27 protein-coding genes and 1 other annotated feature (1 of these 28 only partly in view) are annotated in these 20,130 nt (G+C 31.4%); of the genes, 20 read left to right on the plus strand and 7 right to left on the minus strand.

Annotated features, from left to right (window positions below):
* Window positions 1-141 precede the first annotated feature (141 nt).
* Window positions 142-693: a DUF5714 domain-containing protein gene (locus B5G32_RS05910; protein ID WP_087936117.1), complete on the plus strand. Its 552-nt coding sequence runs from the start codon at window positions 142-144 to the stop codon at window positions 691-693.
* A 52-nt stretch (window positions 694-745) separates the two neighbouring features.
* Here the strand turns inward: B5G32_RS05910 and B5G32_RS05915 are convergent, their stop codons facing one another.
* Window positions 746-1,669: an alpha/beta hydrolase gene (locus B5G32_RS05915; RefSeq protein WP_239386210.1), complete on the minus strand. Its 924-nt coding sequence runs from the start codon at window positions 1,667-1,669 to the stop codon at window positions 746-748.
* Between the two features lie 105 nt (window positions 1,670-1,774).
* Between B5G32_RS05915 and B5G32_RS05920 the strand changes: the two genes are divergently transcribed.
* The 19 genes from B5G32_RS05920 to mscL all read left to right on the plus strand — a co-directional run bounded on the left by B5G32_RS05920 (window position 1,775) and on the right by mscL (window position 15,744).
* Window positions 1,775-2,341 carry a GNAT family N-acetyltransferase gene (locus B5G32_RS05920; RefSeq protein WP_087936118.1) on the plus strand — a complete coding sequence of 189 codons (567 nt, stop codon included), beginning with the start codon at window positions 1,775-1,777 and terminating at the stop codon, window positions 2,339-2,341.
* Window positions 2,342-2,385: 44 nt separating this feature from the next.
* Entirely contained in the window at window positions 2,386-2,592 is a 207-nt protein-coding gene (locus B5G32_RS05925; protein WP_087936119.1) for a hypothetical protein, read from the plus strand.
* 109 nt (window positions 2,593-2,701) lie between these two features.
* Window positions 2,702-3,304 (plus strand): L-threonylcarbamoyladenylate synthase, encoded by a 603-nt coding sequence (locus tag B5G32_RS05930; protein ID WP_087936120.1) that lies wholly within the window; start codon window positions 2,702-2,704, stop codon window positions 3,302-3,304.
* Window positions 3,301-3,741, plus strand: coding sequence for a ribose 5-phosphate isomerase B (gene rpiB, locus B5G32_RS05935; RefSeq protein WP_087245160.1), 441 nt, complete (start codon window positions 3,301-3,303; stop codon window positions 3,739-3,741). The genes B5G32_RS05930 and rpiB overlap by 4 nt, the downstream gene beginning before the upstream one ends.
* Before the next feature lie 2 nt (window positions 3,742-3,743).
* A complete protein-coding gene (locus B5G32_RS05940) occupies window positions 3,744-4,982 on the plus strand; it encodes a serine hydroxymethyltransferase (RefSeq protein ID WP_087936121.1) in 1,239 nt (412 codons plus the stop codon).
* A 117-nt stretch (window positions 4,983-5,099) separates the two neighbouring features.
* The gene (gene upp, locus B5G32_RS05945; protein ID WP_087936122.1) at window positions 5,100-5,723 is read left to right on the plus strand and encodes a uracil phosphoribosyltransferase; all 624 of its coding nucleotides are present in this window, start codon (window positions 5,100-5,102) and stop codon (window positions 5,721-5,723) included.
* A 163-nt stretch (window positions 5,724-5,886) separates the two neighbouring features.
* Entirely contained in the window at window positions 5,887-6,252 is a 366-nt protein-coding gene (locus B5G32_RS05950) for an ATP synthase subunit I (protein WP_087245157.1), read from the plus strand.
* Window positions 6,253-6,918, plus strand: a complete 666-nt coding sequence (locus B5G32_RS05955; RefSeq protein ID WP_087936123.1) for a F0F1 ATP synthase subunit A — start codon at window positions 6,253-6,255, stop codon at window positions 6,916-6,918.
* 57 nt (window positions 6,919-6,975) lie between these two features.
* The gene (atpE, locus tag B5G32_RS05960; RefSeq protein ID WP_087296957.1) at window positions 6,976-7,218 is read left to right on the plus strand and encodes an ATP synthase F0 subunit C; all 243 of its coding nucleotides are present in this window, start codon (window positions 6,976-6,978) and stop codon (window positions 7,216-7,218) included.
* A 37-nt stretch (window positions 7,219-7,255) separates the two neighbouring features.
* Window positions 7,256-7,759, plus strand: coding sequence for a F0F1 ATP synthase subunit B (gene atpF / locus B5G32_RS05965; RefSeq protein ID WP_087296958.1), 504 nt, complete (start codon window positions 7,256-7,258; stop codon window positions 7,757-7,759).
* Window positions 7,759-8,289: a F0F1 ATP synthase subunit delta gene (locus tag B5G32_RS05970; protein WP_087936124.1), complete on the plus strand. Its 531-nt coding sequence runs from the start codon at window positions 7,759-7,761 to the stop codon at window positions 8,287-8,289. Before atpF ends, B5G32_RS05970 begins: the two co-directional genes overlap by 1 nt.
* A gap of 8 nt (window positions 8,290-8,297) precedes the next feature.
* Window positions 8,298-9,821, plus strand: a complete 1,524-nt coding sequence (gene atpA, locus B5G32_RS05975; RefSeq protein WP_087936125.1) for a F0F1 ATP synthase subunit alpha — start codon at window positions 8,298-8,300, stop codon at window positions 9,819-9,821.
* 3 nt (window positions 9,822-9,824) lie between these two features.
* Window positions 9,825-10,673: an ATP synthase F1 subunit gamma gene (gene atpG / locus B5G32_RS05980; protein ID WP_087936126.1), complete on the plus strand. Its 849-nt coding sequence runs from the start codon at window positions 9,825-9,827 to the stop codon at window positions 10,671-10,673.
* Window positions 10,674-10,687: 14 nt separating this feature from the next.
* The gene (atpD, locus tag B5G32_RS05985) at window positions 10,688-12,094 is read left to right on the plus strand and encodes a F0F1 ATP synthase subunit beta (RefSeq protein ID WP_087936127.1); all 1,407 of its coding nucleotides are present in this window, start codon (window positions 10,688-10,690) and stop codon (window positions 12,092-12,094) included.
* Window positions 12,081-12,488, plus strand: a complete 408-nt coding sequence (atpC, locus tag B5G32_RS05990) for an ATP synthase F1 subunit epsilon (protein ID WP_087936128.1) — start codon at window positions 12,081-12,083, stop codon at window positions 12,486-12,488. Before atpD ends, atpC begins: the two co-directional genes overlap by 14 nt.
* An 88-nt stretch (window positions 12,489-12,576) precedes the next feature.
* Entirely contained in the window at window positions 12,577-12,885 is a 309-nt protein-coding gene (locus B5G32_RS05995) for a PTS sugar transporter subunit IIB (protein ID WP_087245148.1), read from the plus strand.
* A 98-nt stretch (window positions 12,886-12,983) separates the two neighbouring features.
* Complete coding sequence (locus B5G32_RS06000; RefSeq protein ID WP_087936129.1) at window positions 12,984-13,763, plus strand: N-acetylmuramoyl-L-alanine amidase family protein; 780 nt, start codon at window positions 12,984-12,986, stop codon at window positions 13,761-13,763.
* A 61-nt stretch (window positions 13,764-13,824) separates the two neighbouring features.
* Window positions 13,825-15,255, plus strand: coding sequence for a polysaccharide deacetylase (locus tag B5G32_RS06005; RefSeq protein WP_087936130.1), 1,431 nt, complete (start codon window positions 13,825-13,827; stop codon window positions 15,253-15,255).
* 93 nt (window positions 15,256-15,348) lie between these two features.
* Complete coding sequence (mscL, locus tag B5G32_RS06010) at window positions 15,349-15,744, plus strand: large conductance mechanosensitive channel protein MscL (protein WP_087245145.1); 396 nt, start codon at window positions 15,349-15,351, stop codon at window positions 15,742-15,744.
* 43 nt (window positions 15,745-15,787) lie between these two features.
* Here mscL and B5G32_RS06015 read toward each other — a convergent pair whose 3' ends face one another.
* From B5G32_RS06015 to B5G32_RS06040, 6 genes are all read right to left on the minus strand, one after another.
* Window positions 15,788-16,027 (minus strand): TFIIB-type zinc ribbon-containing protein, encoded by a 240-nt coding sequence (locus tag B5G32_RS06015; RefSeq protein WP_239386211.1) that lies wholly within the window; start codon window positions 16,025-16,027, stop codon window positions 15,788-15,790.
* A gap of 73 nt (window positions 16,028-16,100) precedes the next feature.
* On the minus strand, window positions 16,101-17,471 hold the full coding sequence (locus B5G32_RS06020; RefSeq protein ID WP_087936132.1) for an aldehyde dehydrogenase: 1,371 nt from the start codon (window positions 17,469-17,471) through the stop codon (window positions 16,101-16,103).
* Complete coding sequence (locus tag B5G32_RS06025) at window positions 17,461-18,630, minus strand: iron-containing alcohol dehydrogenase (protein ID WP_087936133.1); 1,170 nt, start codon at window positions 18,628-18,630, stop codon at window positions 17,461-17,463. The genes B5G32_RS06020 and B5G32_RS06025 overlap by 11 nt, the downstream gene beginning before the upstream one ends.
* An 11-nt stretch (window positions 18,631-18,641) precedes the next feature.
* Window positions 18,642-19,100 (minus strand): hypothetical protein, encoded by a 459-nt coding sequence (locus B5G32_RS06030; protein WP_087936134.1) that lies wholly within the window; start codon window positions 19,098-19,100, stop codon window positions 18,642-18,644.
* Between the two features lie 80 nt (window positions 19,101-19,180).
* On the minus strand, window positions 19,181-19,450 hold the full coding sequence (locus B5G32_RS06035) for a hypothetical protein (RefSeq protein WP_087936135.1): 270 nt from the start codon (window positions 19,448-19,450) through the stop codon (window positions 19,181-19,183).
* An 85-nt stretch (window positions 19,451-19,535) separates the two neighbouring features.
* Window positions 19,536-19,877, minus strand: coding sequence for a DUF4299 family protein (locus B5G32_RS06040; protein ID WP_158093980.1), 342 nt, complete (start codon window positions 19,875-19,877; stop codon window positions 19,536-19,538).
* 163 nt (window positions 19,878-20,040) lie between these two features.
* Window positions 20,041-20,130, plus strand: a binding site (T-box leader) (it continues 109 nt past the right edge of the window).

Genomic DNA, 20,130 nt, shown 5'->3' on the forward strand with positions numbered 1-20,130 from the left:
TATAAAGAAAAACTATTCACCCAACGGGTGAATAGAAAAAGAATAAATAAAAGCAGAAAATGCCTATGAAATAAGGATATTTCATGATTATATTATAATCTCATGAATAATTAAGGTAAAATAAAGAGAGAGGTGAGATTTATGGATGAAAATATGCAAATGATCAAAGATATATGTTTAAAAGAAACAAGTCAAAATCCAATAAAAATTGTGAAGAAATTGATGAAAATTGAAAATATACCAATTCATGGACCTGTTCATCATATTATTGATGGATATGCTTTTTTGACTGCTATGCATAATGTAGGAGTTGAATTTGATTTTCCAAAAGCCTTAGATGAACTAGAAGTCAGAGGAAAGAAAATGCCAGGAGCAACTTGTGGACAATGGGGAATTTGTGGATCAAGTTCTTCTGTTGGTGCAGCTTTAGCGATTATTCATCAGACAACACCATTATCAGATAATGAATATTATAAAGATAATTTAAAACTGACTTCATTAGCACTTGGCAACATAGCTGAAGTTGGAGGACCAAGATGTTGTAAAAGAAATGCTTATCTTTCGTTAAAAACAGCTATCAAATTCGTTGAAGAAACGTATGGTATTCTATTAGAAGATACTGATGAAAAATGTGAGTTTTCTCATTTGAATCAACAATGTATCAAAGAAAGATGTCCATTTTATCATCACTAACAGATATAAGAATTTATTATTAAAAGAAAAATGACTGAAAATCAGTCATTTTTTACTCTTTAACGTATTTATTCATAAATTCAATAATTGTGCTTTCACATAATTGAGGATCAACCAAATAGCTTTGCGCATGACCAGCACCCTCAACAATCAATAAATCTTTATCAGCACTACATGCATTATAAAGATCATAAACCATATAGGTTGGCACAAAATTATCACGATCACCATGTATAAATAAAGTTGGTGTTTTAGATTTTTTAACTTGTTCAATTGTTGAAGCTTCTTTGAAGCTATATCCTACACGTTTTTTACTTAATAAAGTTGCAGTTGGTAAGACAAGAGAAGCAGGAATATGTCTTTGATGAAGTTCATGTTTAAATTCATCAAGAACACTTGTAAATCCACAATCAGAAATAATACATTTGACATCATCAGGAAGTTCTTCACCACTAGCCATGAGAACAGTGGCACTTCCCATTGATATACCATGTAAAACAATTTGTAAATCTTTATGAAAATAATCTTTAACCTGATGAATCCATTGAATACAATCTAATCGATCTAACCATCCAAATCCAATATATGTTCCTTCGCTTTCTCCATGAGCACGATTATCTGGTAATAAAATATGGAATCCTAGATCATGATAAAATTTAATATAATAGGCATATTCTTTTAAATTATATGAACGATAACCATGAACAGCAATTAATACTTTATTTGTATCTCTATCAGCTTTTAAAAATTTGGCTTTGAGTTTTAAACCATCATTTGAAGTCATTTCCCATGTTTCAAAATGTTGTTGTTTTAACCAAGGAAGATATTTTTCAATACGTGGATCAACTTTTGGTTTCATTTTATTAAGTGGTGTGCTTTTATGACAGGCAAAATCAATTGCAGTGACACCTACAAAGCCAACAATAGCACCAGATAATAAAGCTGCACAAGCAAGAGTTTTCTTTTTCAATTTCATCATTCCTTTCCTAGTGATAATATCATACCATAAATTCATGAAAAAATAATGTTCTTTTTTCATATAATCATCATTTATTGTATACTTATAGAGGGAGTGAGACTTATGGAAAGAGAAATCATATATCAAAAAGATGGTTATACTTTAAGATTAACGCAAAAAGAAGATGCTATGGAATATTATAAAAACAACTTTAATCCAATAGATCCAGATATAGTGAGATTGACAGGTAGTCAATCTTCTTATACTCAAGATGAAGTGGTCAACTTTTTTATAAGCTGTATAGATGCTAAGGATCGTTATGACTTTGTTTTAATTGATCCTGAGGGACATATTGTAGGGGAAAGTGTTATTAATGAGATTGATTATGAATTGAAGAGTGCTAATTTTAGAATTGCGATATTTCATCATCAAGCACGTGGACAGGGTATTGGAACATGGATGATTGATCAGACATTGTCGTTTGCTTTTGATGTTTTAAAATTGCATCGTATCTCTTTAGATGTCTTTTCCTTCAATAAAAGAGCCATTCACACTTATGAAAAAGTAGGATTTAAACATGAGGGTGTTCTAAGAGATGCTATCAAAGATGGAGATCAATACGCCGATGATATTTTAATGTCTATTTTAGAAGATGAATGGAGAAAGATGAAATCTCAAAAACATGCATAAATTCTACATATTTTTATGTTATGATATATAAGGAGAAGATTTTTATGAAAAAGTTAATAGAAATTTTTGGGCTAGGGGTTTTAATGATTTTAGGTGGTTCATTAGCTGAATATACACTTTCTTCATTTTCAGAGGTTTTTATTTATAGTGGTGCGTTTGTTTTGATTTGGGGTTTAGGATTATTTTATTGGAAAGTGATTCAAAAAGGTATGGACTGGATTAAAGAACTTAAAAATATTTCAAAAGAATAATAATAAGGCGATAGAAAAATAAAGAATCTATCGCCTATTTTTTATTTTCAAGTGATATTTGTATAATTTTAAAAGCATTTGTGTTAGAATATCAGCTAAGGTGATGAAGATGACAAAAGTTGTATTAGAAAATCAAATGAATGAAATTTGTGATGTGATTCAAAAAGGTGGTATTGTTGCTTTTCCTACTGAAACAGTTTATGGCGTAGGTATTCATTTTAATGATGAAGAAGCATTAGAGCGTTTAATGGAAGCAAAAAATAGAGATTATTCTAAAGCGATTACTTTGATGGTTGCTGATAAAAAGGATATTTCTCAGTATGCTTACATTAGTCCACAGGCACAAAAGATGATTGATCAATTTATGCCTGGAATGATTACGTTGATTTTTAAGAAAAAAGAATCTGTTCGTGATATCATGACAAATGGAAAATCAACCATAGGAATACGTATTCCAGATAGTGAATTTGTTTTATCTTTATTAAAAAAGGTAGGACCTATGTTAGTCACAAGTGCGAATTTATCTCAACATTCTAATACAACTTCAACTCAAGAAGTATTGAATCAATTGGATGGACGTATTGATTTAGTCGTTGATGGTAAAACATCTGATAACATTGCCAGTACAGTTGTTGACGTGAGTCAAGATGAAATCAAAATATTAAGAGCTGGAAAAATAACAAAAGAACAGATAGAGGAGGCAATAAAATGAAAATAGCAGTTGCATGTGATCATGGGGGATATCGTTTAAAAAATGTATTAATGGAAGAAATGAAAAAACAAGGATATGAAGTTGTAGACTTTGGAACATATAATGAGGAAAGCTGTGATTATCCTGATTATGCTGCCAAAGCTGCCAAAGCTGTCGCAAATGGAGAATGTGAAAAAGGTGTTGTCGTTTGTGGTACAGGTATTGGTGTTTCTATTACATGTAATAAAGTCAAAGGTATTCGTTGTGCATTAGTTCATGATGTGTTCAGTGCCAAAGCAACAAGAGCTCATAATGATACAAATATGTTAGCAATGGGGCAAAGAGTGATTGGAGAAGGTTTAGCATTAGAAATCTTAAATGCGTGGCTACATACTGATTATGAAGGTGGTAGACATGATCAAAGAATTGCCAAAATGATGGCTTTGGAGAGTGAATAAAGATGAGAGATGAACAAGTCTTTGAAAGTGTTGAAAGAGAATTAAATAGACAAAGAAATAATATTGAGTTAATTGCTTCAGAAAACTTTGTATCAGAAGAAATATTAGAATTAGCTGGAAGTGTTTTAACAAATAAATATGCAGAAGGATATCCAGGTAAGAGATATTATGGGGGATGTCAATTTGTAGATGAAGTCGAAACTTTAGCAATCAATCGTTTAAAGGAATTATTTGGCTGTGAATATGCAAATGTTCAGCCTCATAGTGGGGCTCAAGCCAATACAGCTGTTTATTTGGCATTATTAAATCATGGGGATAAAGTGTTAGGAATGTCACTTGCTGATGGAGGACATTTAACACATGGACATCCACTCAATTATTCAGGAATCAATTATGAATTTTATAGTTATGGTGTTTCTCGTGATACAGAAACGATTGATTATGATGAATATAAGAGAAAAGTCGAAGAAATCAAACCAAAGTTAGTTGTTGCAGGAGCAAGTGCCTATTCAAGAATTATTGATTTTGAATATATGGCCAAGATTGCTCATGAAAATGGTGCTTTATTTATGGTAGATATGGCACATATTGCTGGTTTAGTTGCTGCTGGTTTACATCCTTCACCTTTCCCTTATGCTGATGTTGTCACAACAACAACACATAAAACTTTAAGGGGACCACGTGGTGGTGTCATTATGTGTAAAGAAGAATTAAGAAAAGCGATTGATAAAGCTGTTTTTCCTGGTATGCAGGGTGGTCCATTAATGCATATTATTGCAGCGAAAGCCGCATGTTTCTATGAAGCTTTACAACCAGAGTTTAAAGATTATGCAAACCAGATTATAAAAAATGCCAAAGCATTAGAACAATCTTTAAAAGAAGAAGGATTTAGATTAGTGGCTGATGGAACGGATAATCATTTAATTTTAATTGATGTGAAAGCAAGTTGTGGCATGAGTGGAAAAAAAGCGGAAAGATTGCTTGATGAAATTCATATTACAGCTAATAAAAATGCGATTCCATTTGATACTGAGAAACCTTTTAAAGCAAGTGGTATTCGTGTAGGAACACCAGCGATGACAACAAAAGGTTTTGATGAAAATGATTTTAGAGAAGTTGGTAAAATTATAGCGTATCGTTTAAAAAATGAAGAAACAGATAGTGTTAAGGAAGAATGTTTAAAAAGAGTGAAAGCATTAACTGATAAAGTGACAATGTATCAAGATAAAACATATTTGTAATAAGAGAAGTTTAATCTTCTCTTTTTTGATTATTGATCATGAAGATGGATAAAGATAGGCTTTATAGGGATAATTTGATATAATGATACTAGAAATGAAAGAAAGAAGGGATTAGAAATGGCAACAATTATTTTAAATCATCCTCTTATTGATCATAAGTTGACCATTATGAGAAATAAAGAAACAGGTACAAAAGAATTTAGACAGAACTTAGATGAAATTGCGATGTTAATGGCTTATGAAGTGACAAAGAGTTTACCATTACAAAATATTGAAATTGAAACACCAATATGTTCTATGACAGGTAAAAAATTAGTCCGTCCTATTGTTTTGGTTCCTATTTTAAGAGCAGGTCTTGGTTTAGTTGATGGTTTTAAAACAATGATACCAACAGCCAAAGTTGGACATATAGGAATGTCAAGAAATGAAGAAACTTTACTGCCAGAGGAATATTATGCTAAATTTCCTTCATGTTTAAAAGAAGCTGATGTGATTGTCCTCGATCCAATGTTAGCAACAGGTGGTAGTGCTTGTGCTGCTATTACAAACATTAAAAAAAGAGGCGCTAAAAATATTAAATTTGCTTGTCTTGTGGCTGCTCCAGAAGGTATTCAGGTGATTGAAACTGAGCATTCTGATGTGGATTTAATTGTTGGAGCACTAGATGAAAAACTGAACGATAAAGGCTATATTGTGCCAGGATTAGGAGATGCTGGAGATCGTTTGTTTGGAACAGATTAGCTATATGTCAAAATTGTATAGTGTGAATAATGGTATGATTTAAGTTATCTTGACAAATACTAAAAAGAAATGACTTTTGAACTATATCTTGTAATCAAAAGATTTGTTATTTTTGATTATCCACGGTATAATCAAGATAGTGTTAAAATAAGGAGTGAGCAATGTGAATGAAAAAGATGTTCAAACAGAGTCTAAAAAAATCTTTTTAATCATGTTGCTCTTTTTTTGTTTGATAGGTTTAATATTGAAGAATATGGCCTATCCTTTAGGAGTCATTGTTGGATATATAATTTGTTATATCAATTTTATATTGACGATTAAATTTAGTCATACTATTTTACAGGAAGGACATCATATTTTATTAATTATATTGATGTTTATGTTAAAATTATTTTTGATGATTGTAGGATTTATGATAGCTGTTATATGGAAAGAATACGTTCATCTTTTGAGTGTGTTTTTTGGTTATTTGATTACACCTATCACAATTCATTGGTTAAATTTAAAAACAAGAAAGGAGATGAAATAGATGCATATAGTGATTCAGACAGAATTGATATTTTCTTTAATTATCATGGCCATGTTAGCAGTCTTTTTTATTTATGCAGGAAGAAAGATTGCATTAGCAGATGCAACCAAGAGACCTAAAGGTTTAGTTCTGGTCGTTGAAACAGGTGTAGAAATGATTTATAACTATTTGAAATCAATTATGCCTAGTCGTTTTGAAAAGAACTATTATCCTTATTTTGCAATGCTGTTTTGTTATCTGATTGTTGCTAATATTAGTGGATTAATTGGTTTTGATGCACCAACATCCAATTATTCTATTACGTTGGCTATGACAATTATTACATTTGTTTTGATACAGTTTAACGCAATTCGAAAAAAAGGAATTAAAGAATATATCAAGGGTAATGTTTGGCCACCAACGAATATCTTTGGAACAATAGCTCCCTTAATATCGTTATCATTCCGTATTTTTGGTAATATTTTAAGTGGTAGTATTTTAATGTCGTTGCTTTATCAGTTTACAGGTTGGTTATCAAGTTTAATTATTCCAACGACAGTTAATTTTTTAGGACCAGTTATTGCGCCAGTGTTCCATGTTTATTTTGATTTATTTGCTGGTGTTATTCAGACATTAGTGTTTGTAACAATTTCATCTATATTAATCATGATGGAAAATGAAGATTGATCTTAACTATAAATATAGTTTTGATAAATAAAAAAATATAATGGAGGTAAATAAAATATGACAGATTTAGGTTTAGTTGCAATCGCTGCAGGAATTGCAGTATGTGCAGGTTTAGGTACAGGTATTGGTGAAGGTATTGCTGCAAGTAAAGCAGTTGAAGCAGTCGGTAGAAATCCAGAAGCTGAAGGTAAAATCAGAACAATGATGATTTTAGGTATCGCATTAACTGAAACAGTTGCTATTTATGGATTATTGATTTCAATTATTTTAATTTTCGTATTCCCAGCTTTATATTTATAAAAAGGTGATTGGCTTTTTATAAGAAGGGAGGCATACAATGAGTATTGATGTTGCAGGGAAATTATTCCCTAATCTTGCGACAATCGTGATTCAATTATTATCCACAGGTGTTTTATTGATTATTTTTAGAAAGTTCTTTTGGGCTCCAACACAAAAGTATTTTCAAAAACGTGCTGATTTTATCGAATCACAAATTCAGGATGCAAAAACATCTCAGCAAAAAGCAAAGCAGCTTATGTTAGAAAGTGAAGAACAGGCACGTCAATCTGCTAAAGAGTATCATGATATTATTGAACAGGCTAAAAATGATGCTTTAAAAATTCATGAAGATTTAGTTGCAAAGGCAAAAGAAGAAGCTGCTCGTAAGCTAGAACAGGCAGAAAGAGAAATTGAAGTTGAAAAACAACAGGCTAGAGAAGACATGAAGAAAGAAATGGTTAATATAGCTATTGAGGCAGCAACAAAAGTAATGAGTAAAGAAATGAATTCAAAGGAAAATCAACAAATGGTAGAAGATTTTGTTGATCAGGTTGTTCATTAATGGATACCATTGCAAAAAGATATGCTGAAGCATTATTTGCTTTAGCAAAAGAGGAAAATGCTGTCGAAACATATCAAAAAGATATGGAGAAAGTTGAAGATATCTTTCATGATCAAAGTATTTTACAGTTTTTTAGTCATGTTGCGATTCATGATGAAGATAAATATCAGGTATTGAATCAATGCTTAAAAGGACAAATTGAAACATATGTCTATCAATTTCTTTTATTGCTGATTAAAAAAAGAAGAATCAAATATATTGTTTTGATTTGTCATCAATTTCAAAATTTATGTTATGAATACTTGGGTATTCAAGTTGGAAAAGTATGGAGTGCTTATGAACTTTCTCAAGCAGAAATAGAGAAAATTCAAGAAGCCATGTCTATGAAGACAAACAAGAAAGTCTTATTAAAACAAGCGATCGATCCATCTTTAATTGGTGGAATTAAAGTTGAGATTGATCATCGTGTATATGATAATTCTATATCTTATAAGATGGGGTTATTGAAACAGGAATTATTAAGAAAGTAGGTGAAAGTGTGGATTTAAGACCAGATGAGATTAGTTCGTTAATTAAGGAACAGATTAAACATTTTGCAGATCAAATAGAATCAAAAGATGTTGGAACTGTTATGACAGTAGGTGACGGTGTAACATTGATTCATGGTTTAGATAATGCCATGTTAGGAGAATTGTTGTTATTTCCTGGCGATGTTTATGGAATGGTTATGAATCTAGAAGAAGATGCTGTAGGTGCTGTTTTACTTGGTGATGAAGGTTCTATCAAAGAAGGCGATGAAGTCAAAAGAACAGGACGAATTATTGAAGTTCCTGTTGGTGATGGATTATTAGGGCGTGTTGTCAATCCATTAGGACAACCTATTGATGGACAAGGAGAAATTGTTTATCAGCATACACGTCCTATTGAAAAAATTGCACCAGGTGTTATGACAAGAAAATCTGTTGATCAGCCACTTCAGACAGGAATTACATGTATTGATGCAATTATTCCTATCGGTAGAGGTCAACGTGAGTTAATTATTGGTGATAGACAAACAGGAAAGACAGCTATTGCGATTGATACAATATTAAATCAAAAAGGACAGAATATTTATTGTATTTATGTTGCTATTGGGCAAAAGAATTCTACTGTTGCTCAAATTGTTGAAAAATTGCGTCAAGGTGGAGCAATGGAATATACAACTGTTGTATCTGCTGGGGCCAGTGAATTAGCTCCTGTTCAATATATTGCGCCTTATGCAGGATGTGCTATGGCAGAAGAATGGCTAGAAGAAGGTAAAGATGTCTTGATTGTTTATGATGATTTATCTAAACATGCGGTTGCTTATCGTACAGTCTCTTTATTATTAAAAAGACCACCAGGACGTGAAGCTTATCCAGGTGATGTATTCTACTTACATTCAAGATTACTGGAAAGAGCTTGTCGTTTAGATGATGAACATGGGGGAGGATCAATTACAGCTTTACCAATTATTGAAACACAGGCAGGGGATATTTCAGCATATATTCCAACAAATGTGATTTCTATTACAGATGGACAGATATTCTTACAACAGGATTTATTTAACTCAGGAATAAGACCGGCTATTGACACTGGATTATCTGTCAGTCGTGTTGGTTCATCAGCACAGATTAAAGCTATGAAACAAGTATCAAGCTCTTTAAAATTAGAACTTGCACAATATAGTGAAATGCAGGCATTTGCACAATTTGGTAGTGATTTGGATGCTGCGACAAAAGCAACTTTGGAACATGGACAAAGAGTGAGAGAAGTTTTAAAACAGGCTCAATATTCTCCACGTAGTGTAGATCAGCAGGTTATCACATTATTTGCTTTAAAATATGGTTATACAAAACAAATTCCAGTTGCTAAAATCAATCAATTCATGGATGAACTTTATCAAAATATTCAAAACCAACATCCTGAAATGATAACAGATATTCAACAACAAAAATCAATCAGCGATGAATTATCTTTAAAAATGAAAGATGTTATCAATGCTTTTGTAGAAAATTTCTTAAAAGTGAATAAGGAAGGTTAGTTTATGGCTAATGATATGCAGTCTATTAAAAGACGTATAAAATCCGTTGAATCAACAAAGAAAATTACAAAAGCAATGCAGCTTGTCGCAACTTCTAAGTTGAGAAAAGCAAGAAATCAGATGGATGAATTAAGACCTTACTATAGTAAAATTCAAGAAACGGTAGGACAAATCTTAGAAAGCAATAAAGGTATGGTGGAAAGTCCATATTTAATAGAAAATCAGGCAGGAAAACATATTTATATTATTGTCACGTCAAGTTTAGGACTATGTGGTGGTTATAATGCAAATGTTTTTAAAACCATGGTTGAATGTTTAAAGCCAGATGATGAAATTTATATGATTGGTAGTAAAGGTGCAAGCTATTTAACACATCATCATATTGACTATCATTCACAATATGTAGAATTAAATTCAACATTAGATTTCAAAGATGTCATTAGACTTGTTCATGAATTAACAAAACGTTATCAAAATCAAGAGATTGCAAGTATTCAAATGATTTATACAAAGTTTGTTAATAACTTGACATTCCAGCCATGTGTGATGGATTTATTGCCTGTTCATACACAGGATTTTGAAAATATGACTTTAACTAAAAAAGCGACTTTATTTGAACCAAGTCCAGAAGCTGTTTTGAATGATTTGATACCTATGTATTTACAGTCAGTTATTTATGGATATTTGGTAGAATCAGTGACAAGTGAAAATGCTTCAAGAAGAACATCTATGGAAAATGCTACAGATAATGCAGAAGATTTAATAGAAGAATTATTATTGAAATATAATCAGGCAAGGCAAAGTGCTATTACGAATGAAATTAGTGAAATCGTGGCAGGAGCCAATGCTTAATAAGGAGGTGCAGCATGTCAAATATAGGAAAAATCGTACGTGCGGTAGGTCCAGTTGTTGATATTGCTTTTGATGATGGACATTTACCAGCATTAAATACTGCTATTGAAATTGATAATAATGGCGAATTATTGACAGTAGAAGTCGCACAACACATTGGTGATGATGTGGTTCGTTGTATTGCGATGGGGTCTACTGATGGTTTAAAAAGAGGTTTGGAAGCCAAAGATACTGAGCATCCTATTTGTGTACCAGTAGGAAATGAAACATTGGGAAGAATGTTTAATGTACTAGGGCAACCGATTGATGAAAAAGAGGCATTACCTTCAGATATTCAAAAAATGCCAATTCATCGTAATGCTCCAACATATGCTGATCAAAAAACAGAAACAGAAATCTTAGAAACAGGGATTAAAGTTATTGATTTAATTTGTCCTTATATCAAAGGTGGAAAGATTGGTTTATTTGGTGGTGCCGGTGTTGGAAAAACAGTTTTAATTCAAGAATTGATTAATAATATTGCGACGCAACATGGTGGTTTATCTGTATTTGCAGGTGTTGGAGAACGTTCAAGAGAAGGTAATGATTTGTATTATGAAATGAAGGAAAGTGGCGTTTTAAATAAAACAACACTTGTCTTTGGACAAATGAATGAACCGCCAGGATCACGTTTAAGAGTAGGTTTAACTGGATTGACAATGGCAGAATATTTTAGAGATGAACAACATCAGGATGTCTTATTGTTTATTGATAATATTTTCCGTTTTACTCAGGCAGGTTCAGAAGTGTCAGCATTGTTAGGACGTGTTCCATCACAAGCAGGATATCAGCCTACTTTAGCTACAGAAATGGGACAATTACAGGAACGTATTACATCGACAAAGAAAGGGTCTATTACATCAGTTCAGGCTGTTTATGTTCCGGCAGATGATTTAACAGACCCTGCTCCAGCAACAACATTTGCTCACTTAGATGCAAAAGTTGTCTTAGATCGTTCTATTGCTGCGTTGGGTATTTATCCAGCCGTTGATCCATTGAATTCATCATCACGTGCATTGGATCCATTGATTGTCGGAAAAGAACATTATGAAGTTGCTCATGGTGTTCAACAGATTCTTCAAAGATTCCAGGATTTACAGGACATTATTGCCATTTTAGGTATGGATGAATTAAGTGAAGAAGATAAAGTCACAGTTGCTAGAGCAAGACGTGTTCGTAATTATTTATCACAACCATTTACTGTTGCTTCACAGTTTACGGGATTAGAAGGAAAATATGTTCGTGTACAAGATACAATTCAAGGATTTAAAGAAATTCTTGAAGGAAAATGGGATCATTTACCTGAACAGGCTTTCCATAATGTCGGATCTATTGAAGAAGCAGTTGAGAAAGCAAAAACTTTAACAGATGGCAACATTTAAATTAAAGATTGTAACACCTAAAGGTGTTTATCAGGAAGTAGATGTTGAAATGCTAAATCTACGAACAACAACAGGGCAAATTGGTATACTTGCCCATCATATTCCTCTAGCCAGTAGCATAGATATATCAGAAATGAACTATGTTGATTCTCATCATAATAAACATTATTTTGCGATTGCAGGTGGTTTTGTTTATGTGGGTGAAGAAGATACAACCATTATCACAAGTGCTATTGAATCAAGTGATGAAATTGATTTATTACGTGCTCAAAATTCTAAAAAGAGAGCAGAGGATCGTTTAAAAACACCACAGGACATTGATGTTTTACGTGCTGAAATTGCATTGAAAAAAGCAATAACAAGAATAAATGTGAAAACAACACATCAAACATAGAGTTATCTCTATGTTTTTTTTCAAAAACTGATTAAAAAATTTTACAACTTCCTTTGAAATTGTTATCATAATAAATGGAGGAATGCTTATGAAAATTTTACTAGTATGTTCAGCAGGAATGTCAACAAGTTTGTTAGTTGAAAGAATGTTAGCTGCTGCTAAAGAAAGACAATTAGATGTTGATATTGAAGCCAGACCAATTGCAGATACAGTTCAATATGGTCAAGATGCTGATGCAATCATGTTAGGACCTCAAGTTCGTTTTCAGGAAGAACATATTCGTTCATTATTTGATGAAAATAAACCTATTGCCGTTATTGATATGAAAGATTATGGGATGATGAATGGGAAAAAGGTTCTTGATGAAGCGATTCAACTTATAGAATCAAAGAAATAAATCATATTGATGAGAGTCAATATGATTTTTTTATGGAAAACATTTGATTATACGACAAAAAATGATAAAATAACAACGATTGCAAAGGAAGTGAACAAGTGGTTAGAAAAAAGAAAAGAATTAGAAAAGATAGAGTGATTATTGTTTGTGTATTAGCATTAGTTATATGTTTTGGTATTTATAAAGGAACATCTTGGATGATTCATACAATTTCTTCTTTATTAGAACCTGAAGTTCAACAAGAAGTTGTCCAAGAAAAAGAGGAAGAAAAGGTTAAAGAATATATAGCAACAGTTGTGTTAGATCCTGGACATGGAGATTGGGATCCAGGCGCTAATGTCAATGATGTCTTAGAAAAGGATATAACATTAATAACTGCAAAAGCGATTGGTCAAGCCTTAGAAGAAGCCAATATTAAGGCTATCTATACAAGAGAAAGTGATGTCTCTTTATCTAATAATAAAATAGAAGATTTAAAGAAAAGAGCAGCGACAAGTGCTGAAAATAATGCACACTATTTTGTATCTGTTCATGTGAATTCATTTGATGAATCTGATGAAGTTTCTGGATTTGAAATTTATAAAAAAAATAATGAGAGCGAATCATTAGCTCAAAATATTGGAAAACATATGGAAACATTAAATTATTCAAAAAACAGAGGTATTATAGATGGAGGGAAATCTCTACAAGTTTTAAGAGATAATATAGTACCGTCTGTTTTGATTGAAATGGGATATCTTAATAATAAAAATGACTATAGTTATTTGAGTGATAATGAAAAATTACAAAAAATGGGAGAAGCTATAGCAAATGGAATTATTGATGAAGTTCAAACTCATCTTTTAAAAGATTCAGCACAAAATAATACAAATAAGTAGAAATATCCACAAGAAATTCAAAACAATTTGATATCATGAAAAACGTGGAAAGGTGTTATATATGAGTCTAAAATTAAAAAAGGATATAAAGAAAAAAGCTATATTATTGGTTGGAATATTATGTATTGTTACAGTTGTGTTTTTTATCTTTAAAATGTTCAATAAACCTTTGATTGCATTTAAGAAAAATCCGGTTGAAGTAGAAATAAATGAAAGTATTGATCCAACTTCTTATATAGAAGAGATACATGGAAAATATAAAAGCAGCGATGTAAAAATTGATGCAAGTCAAGTGGATACAAAAAAATTAGGTGAATATACTATCCAGTATGCATTAAATGATAAAAAATATGATTTAACTGTTAAAGTTGTAGATACACATGCACCTACTTTTAAAGTTAAAAATTTAGATATAGATGTTGGTATGAAAGTAGATGTTAAAGATGTTGTTTCAGACATTAAAGATGCAACAAAAACAAAAGCATATTTTAAAAAAGATTATGATTTTACAAAAGAAGGTAAACAAAATGTCACTGTTGTTGTGGAAGATGAAGGTGGCAATAAAACAAAGAAAGAGATAGAAGTCAATATTGTCAAAGATACTGAAAAACCAGAATTAACAGGATTACATGATTTAACTGTAAAAGTCAATGGAGATGTTGATTATCTTTCAGGTTTAACTGCTAAAGATAATCGAGATCCTAGTCCAAAAATTACTGTTGATTCCAGCGATGTCAATTTGAAAAAAACAGGAACATATACAGTTAAATATACAGTTAAAGATAGAAGTGGTAATGCTGATACTTTTACTAGAAATGTTAAAGTGTTGAAAAAAGTTGTGACAAAGGCTGTTCCATCAAGTGAAGAGAAAATTGTATATTTAACATTTGATGATGGACCATCTGAAAATACAAAGAAAATTATTGATATATTGGATAAATATGATATGAAAGCAACATTCTTTGTGACTGGTAACAATAAAAAAAGTAATAAGTATATTAAAGAAGCTTATGAAAAAGGACATACGATAGGATTACATACCTATAGTCATGATTATAAGGAAGTTTATTCATCAATGGATGCTTATTTTGATGATTTAAATAAAATTGGACAGATGGTTAAAGAACAGATTGGTTTTGTACCTAAATATATTCGTTTCCCGGGAGGAAGTTCTAATACCAAATCAGCAAGTTATTGTAAAGGATTAATGACAACATTAGTGACAGAAGTCCAAAATAGAGGTTATCAGTATTATGACTGGAATGCAGATTCAACAGATGCTAGTGGAAATAACAGACCTGTTTCTGTCATTGTGAAAAATGCAACCCAAAGTAAAGCGAAAAATATTAATTTATTAATGCATGATACAGCTGCGAAATCAACAACTGTAGAAGCTTTACCAAAAATTATAGAACATTATCAAAAATTAGGTTATACATTTAAAGGTATAGATGATACATCATTTACTCCACATCATGGGGTTAATAATTAAAGTCAGACATGATATTGTTTGACTTTTTTTACGATAAGATATTCTGTATTTTCTTGTTGGAATATGTTATTCTATGAAAAAGTAGGTGAAGATATGAAGAATTTTATGAATGAATTTAAGAAGTTTGCTTTACGTGGAAATATGCTGGATATGGCGATTGGGGTTATTATAGGGGGAGCTTTTACTGGCATTGTGACCTCTTTAACTGACAATTTTATTAACCCTATTTTGAATTTTGTCACTGGTGGAAAAATATATACTTTACAGGATATTGCAGGTTTTGCCTCAGCATTTCTTTCGTCATTAGTGAATTTCTTTATTATGGCTTTTGTTTTATTTTGTATTATGAAGGCTGTGAATAAACTCATGAGTATTGGTAAAAAAGAGGATGAAGTTATTCCTGATAAGAAAATTTGTCCGTTTTGTAAATCAGAAATTCATATTGAGGCATCACGTTGTCCTCATTGTACATCACAATTAGAAGACTAAAAAAAGCTGTCGGAATAAGCATTTCACTTATCCCTGACAGCTTTTATCCTCCACCAAAGATTTCAAGAATATCAATTAAAGTAGAACTTTTCTTCTTTTTGTGTGATTTTTCATAATCTTTAGATGAATGTTGTTTTTGTTCTCCTGAAGCTCGTTCAATAATTTTATCAAGTTCACCACGATCCAACCAAATTCCACGACATTCAGGACAATAATCAATTTCAATACCATGTTTTTCTGACATAAGTAATGTCACATCTTTGCATACAGGACACTTCATCATATTTCCTCCTTTATGTTGTATTTATATATATGATATATATTATATTTTAAATCAATATTAACAATATGTGAAATCATTTGAGAAACATTCTGATCAGTTTATCTTTCATTGAATTATAAGGATAATAACGCATTGGTAAATCTATCCAAGTTGCCTTTTTGACAATACTTCTGGTATGAGAGAAAGTTTCAAAACTCTTTTTACCATGGTATGATCCCATACCACTATTTCCAACACCACCAAAACCTAATTCACTTGTCGCAAGATGAATAATTGTATCATTAATACATCCACCACCAAAGCTACAATGTTTTAATAATTTCTTTTGAATCGCCTTATTTTGAGAGAAGATATAGAAAGCCAGTGGCTTTTCTCTTTGATTAATAAAGGCTATAGCTTCATCAATGTTTTGATAAGTTAAGATAGGAAGAATAGGACCAAAGATTTCTTCTTGCATTAATGGATTGTTTCCATCAACATGATCAACAACCGTTGGTTCAATCTGTAAAGTTTCTGGATTTCCTTTTCCACCAATCACAATATCCTGATTTTCTAATAAATGTGATAATCTATCAAAGTGTTTTTGATTAATAATTTTAACAAGTTGAGGATTTTGTAAAGGTTGATCACCAAAGAATTCATGAATCACATCTTTCATATATTGAATGAACTGATCTTTATATTTGTCTTTGATTAATAAATAATCAGGAGCCACACATGTCTGACCAGCATTTAAAAACTTACCAAAAGCAATACGTTTAGCAGCCAGTTTCAAGCTCTTAACATCATCAACGATACAAGGACTTTTCCCACCTAATTCTAAAGTTACAGGTGTTAAATAACGACTCGCTTTTTCCATAACCAGTTTGCCAACATTCACACTACCTGTAAAGAAAATATAATCAAAACGTTGTTCCAAAAGTTCTGTATTCTCAGCTCTTCCACCTTCAACAACTGCCACATATCTTTCATCGCAGCTTTCACTCACCATTTGTTTAATCACATGTGAAACATTTGGAGCATAAGCACTCGGCTTGATAATGACAGTATTTCCAGCTGCAATAGCGCCAACTGCTGGTTCAATTGATAACATGAAAGGATAATTCCAAGGACTCATAATCAATGTCACACCATAAGGCTCATAAGATTCAAAGCTTGTTCCATAGAATTGAGAGATTGGCGTCCAGACATATTTATTACGACTCCATTTTTTAATATGTTTTAACTGATAGTTTAATTCACTTAAAACCAAACCAATTTCACACATATAAGATTCGACAGCATTTTTATTCAAATCTTTTTTCAAGGCTTCAATAATACGATTTTGATGTTCTAAAATCCAAGTTCTCAAAGCTTTTAAAGTCTGTATTCTATGATTAATATCTTTAGTATATTGTGTCTGATAAAATTCACGTTGAGTTTTCACTAATTCTTTAATATCCATAATGACCCTCCAATATATTGATAATATCTTGTTTATTTGCATATTTGTTATTGACTATTAAAGCTCCATCATTTAAAGCCTTCTCAGCCACTTCATTGATATTTTCAGGCAAACTTTCAACACTTTCCAGTGATACAGGAAGATTTGTCTTTTCATGTAAAGTTTGTAATAAACTTGCAATATAATCAATCGCCTTTTGTCCTAACTGATCTTTTGGTGTTTGACTATAAAGTTCTTTTTGTCCAAGATATAATAATAAATCCCCATATAAGTCTTTATTGATTTCAAGATTATAACGCATACAAGGGACAAGCAGCATACTCATGGCATCTCCATGTGCAATATGACAGACAGCACCTAAAGCATGACCAATCGCATGAACAATACCAACCATTGAATTTGAAAAAGCACATCCTGCTTCATAAGAAGCTAAAGCTAAATTCAGTCGAATGTTTTCATCTTTTGGATTGTCTATGACTTTTAAAATATTTTGTGAAATGGTTTGTATCGCTAAGATAGCATAAGCATCACTGATTGGATTTTTCTGTGAACATGTATAAGCTTCAATAGCATGTGTTAAAGCATCAATACCTGTGGAAGCTGTTGTCTTGAGAGGTAGGTTTTGAGTTAAGACAGGATCAAGGAAAGCAACATGACTTTGAATATGCTGTGAGATGATTTCCAGTTTGACTTGCTTTTCAGGATGACTGACTACAGCAACACATGTCGCTTCACTACCAGTTCCACTTGTTGTTGGAATAGCAAAGAATGGCACATCTTGACCAAGTTTTAAATCTTCAAAACCTAAAATATCTTCAATGGATTCACATTCCTGTGATAACATCAAACAAACACCTTTAGCAGTATCTAGAACACTTCCACCACCTAAAGCAATCAATCCATCACAATTTTCTTTCATATAATAATCTTGAATATCTTCAATTGTATGAATAGAAGAATCAACAGGAATATCTGTATATAGACTATAATCTAATGATAAATGTCTGGTAAGAATATCAACATATTTGAGTTGATATAAAACATGGTCTGTTAAAATCAGAGGATGTTTCATATGATATTGTTGACATTCGTATTCAAGTTGGCTTAAAGCATTTTGCCCAGCACATACCTTTGTTTTATTGACAAATTCAAAATACATAATGATCCCTCCTAAGCAAATAAAGCTTTTATATAAATCAATAAAGTCGGTTTATATTTCTTTTCCTGATGATTTAAAATACGTTTTGTCATAAAACGAGGGAAAAGATAAGTTTCCACCAAATCAACACATCTGACAAATCTCATACTTTCAAAAACATCTCCTCTTAAAGAAAAACGATGTTCTAAATAAGCACTTTTGACACTCATCATACCTGTAAAAACAAGCAAAGCTGTCTGAATGCTTTTAAAGGTAATACAAATATCAGGTTTTACATTTTTGACTTTCTGTAATCCTTTTTGATATGTGTATTTGATTGTGATGGAAGGTCCATGCATGACTTGTAATGTTAAAAATTTATCTTGTTTCCATCCATCTAATTCTTCTTTCATACGTGGATCATCATGATAAAGAACTTTCATACCACGATATAAAAACTGCATCACAACCCAAATAATCAGCTTTTTCATATGCACTCACTCCTTATCAATATTATAACATTTAAAAAGTGATAGTAAAAAGATAAAACTTGACCATTATTTTTTATACATTATCCTTTTCCCTTCATCGTGTTTATGGTTTCAATAATGATAAGAACAATATAAATAATCAAAGTTATGATATATATCATAGAATAAGAAGAAATAAAAGAGATGACACTATCTCTTTGCGTGTTGATAATCAATAGATAAATCAATAACAAAGCAGTGAAAAGAGAATTGGCTTTTTTAAGATAACTTTGATTACGATACTTTATGTTTAAAATCTTGACTATGATACAAGAAACAACAATGAACTCTAAAATAATACCTAAAATCATTTTTTTACCTTCCTTTCATGTGTTCAATATTTGTATTTATAAGATTGTTCAAATAATCAAAATATTATAATTGTTATAAGTTATTTTATAGACTCTTCAATTCATCTAAAGTTAATCCTCTTACTAAAATAAAATTGCTATCTTCAGCAAGGATATAAGGCTGTAATTTTTTAAGACATGTTCCATAATCCATTTGACCTATCATCGAATCATTTGTCGCATCAATAAGAGCGATTCTCCATTGTGATATACGCTGACCTTCAACTTCAAAATGTATTTGAGGCTGTTTTAAGAACATTGTTTTCACACCTTCAGTTAAACTCATCGCACCAAATACACTCCCATCAGATTGCTTATAAAAATGAGGTTTAGCTTTATAAGCATCATCCCAATTGACAGTTTTTTTCTTTTTGTTAAATAAACCCATAAAATCAGTCCTTTCTATTCTTATTAATTTCATTATATCATTAGAACTGTAATGAAATCATTGATTTCGCTTATTAAAAAAAAGATTGATTTCTATTTCGCAAAAAATAGTTATGAAACTTTATTGACTTTAAAAAAAATATTTGATAATGTTTAAGAGTATAAAAAAGGCAAAGAACAGCAGAGATTAAAAGGGCGTTGTAGAGAACTGATGGTTGGTGCAAATCAGGACATAACTTTTATGAAGATGGGCT

The sequence above is a fragment of the Massilimicrobiota sp. An80 genome, assembly GCF_002159255.1.
GTDB classification, from domain to species: Bacteria; Bacillota_I; Bacilli_A; order Erysipelotrichales; family Coprobacillaceae; genus Allocoprobacillus; species Allocoprobacillus merdigallinarum.

What these genes read in the sequence shown, in the direction of transcription:
- B5G32_RS05910 (WP_087936117.1), top strand. Translation starts at nt 142, where the DNA reads ATGGATGAAAATATGCAAATGATCAAAGATATATGTTTAAAAGAAACA.
- B5G32_RS05915 (WP_239386210.1), bottom strand. Translation starts at nt 1,669, where the DNA reads ATGAAATTGAAAAAGAAAACTCTTGCTTGTGCAGCTTTATTATCTGGT.
- B5G32_RS05920 (WP_087936118.1), top strand. Translation starts at nt 1,775, where the DNA reads ATGGAAAGAGAAATCATATATCAAAAAGATGGTTATACTTTAAGATTA.
- B5G32_RS05925 (WP_087936119.1), top strand. Translation starts at nt 2,386, where the DNA reads ATGAAAAAGTTAATAGAAATTTTTGGGCTAGGGGTTTTAATGATTTTA.
- B5G32_RS05930 (WP_087936120.1), top strand. Translation starts at nt 2,702, where the DNA reads ATGACAAAAGTTGTATTAGAAAATCAAATGAATGAAATTTGTGATGTG.
- rpiB (WP_087245160.1), top strand. Translation starts at nt 3,301, where the DNA reads ATGAAAATAGCAGTTGCATGTGATCATGGGGGATATCGTTTAAAAAAT.
- B5G32_RS05940 (WP_087936121.1), top strand. Translation starts at nt 3,744, where the DNA reads ATGAGAGATGAACAAGTCTTTGAAAGTGTTGAAAGAGAATTAAATAGA.
- upp (WP_087936122.1), top strand. Translation starts at nt 5,100, where the DNA reads ATGGCAACAATTATTTTAAATCATCCTCTTATTGATCATAAGTTGACC.
- B5G32_RS05955 (WP_087936123.1), top strand. Translation starts at nt 6,253, where the DNA reads ATGCATATAGTGATTCAGACAGAATTGATATTTTCTTTAATTATCATG.
- atpE (WP_087296957.1), top strand. Translation starts at nt 6,976, where the DNA reads ATGACAGATTTAGGTTTAGTTGCAATCGCTGCAGGAATTGCAGTATGT.
- atpF (WP_087296958.1), top strand. Translation starts at nt 7,256, where the DNA reads ATGAGTATTGATGTTGCAGGGAAATTATTCCCTAATCTTGCGACAATC.
- B5G32_RS05970 (WP_087936124.1), top strand. Translation starts at nt 7,759, where the DNA reads ATGGATACCATTGCAAAAAGATATGCTGAAGCATTATTTGCTTTAGCA.
- atpG (WP_087936126.1), top strand. Translation starts at nt 9,825, where the DNA reads ATGGCTAATGATATGCAGTCTATTAAAAGACGTATAAAATCCGTTGAA.
- atpD (WP_087936127.1), top strand. Translation starts at nt 10,688, where the DNA reads ATGTCAAATATAGGAAAAATCGTACGTGCGGTAGGTCCAGTTGTTGAT.
- atpC (WP_087936128.1), top strand. Translation starts at nt 12,081, where the DNA reads ATGGCAACATTTAAATTAAAGATTGTAACACCTAAAGGTGTTTATCAG.
- B5G32_RS05995 (WP_087245148.1), top strand. Translation starts at nt 12,577, where the DNA reads ATGAAAATTTTACTAGTATGTTCAGCAGGAATGTCAACAAGTTTGTTA.
- B5G32_RS06005 (WP_087936130.1), top strand. Translation starts at nt 13,825, where the DNA reads ATGAGTCTAAAATTAAAAAAGGATATAAAGAAAAAAGCTATATTATTG.
- mscL (WP_087245145.1), top strand. Translation starts at nt 15,349, where the DNA reads ATGAAGAATTTTATGAATGAATTTAAGAAGTTTGCTTTACGTGGAAAT.
- B5G32_RS06015 (WP_239386211.1), bottom strand. Translation starts at nt 16,027, where the DNA reads ATGATGAAGTGTCCTGTATGCAAAGATGTGACATTACTTATGTCAGAA.
- B5G32_RS06020 (WP_087936132.1), bottom strand. Translation starts at nt 17,471, where the DNA reads ATGGATATTAAAGAATTAGTGAAAACTCAACGTGAATTTTATCAGACA.
- B5G32_RS06025 (WP_087936133.1), bottom strand. Translation starts at nt 18,630, where the DNA reads ATGTATTTTGAATTTGTCAATAAAACAAAGGTATGTGCTGGGCAAAAT.
- B5G32_RS06030 (WP_087936134.1), bottom strand. Translation starts at nt 19,100, where the DNA reads ATGAAAAAGCTGATTATTTGGGTTGTGATGCAGTTTTTATATCGTGGT.
- B5G32_RS06035 (WP_087936135.1), bottom strand. Translation starts at nt 19,450, where the DNA reads ATGATTTTAGGTATTATTTTAGAGTTCATTGTTGTTTCTTGTATCATA.
- B5G32_RS06040 (WP_158093980.1), bottom strand. Translation starts at nt 19,877, where the DNA reads ATGGGTTTATTTAACAAAAAGAAAAAAACTGTCAATTGGGATGATGCT.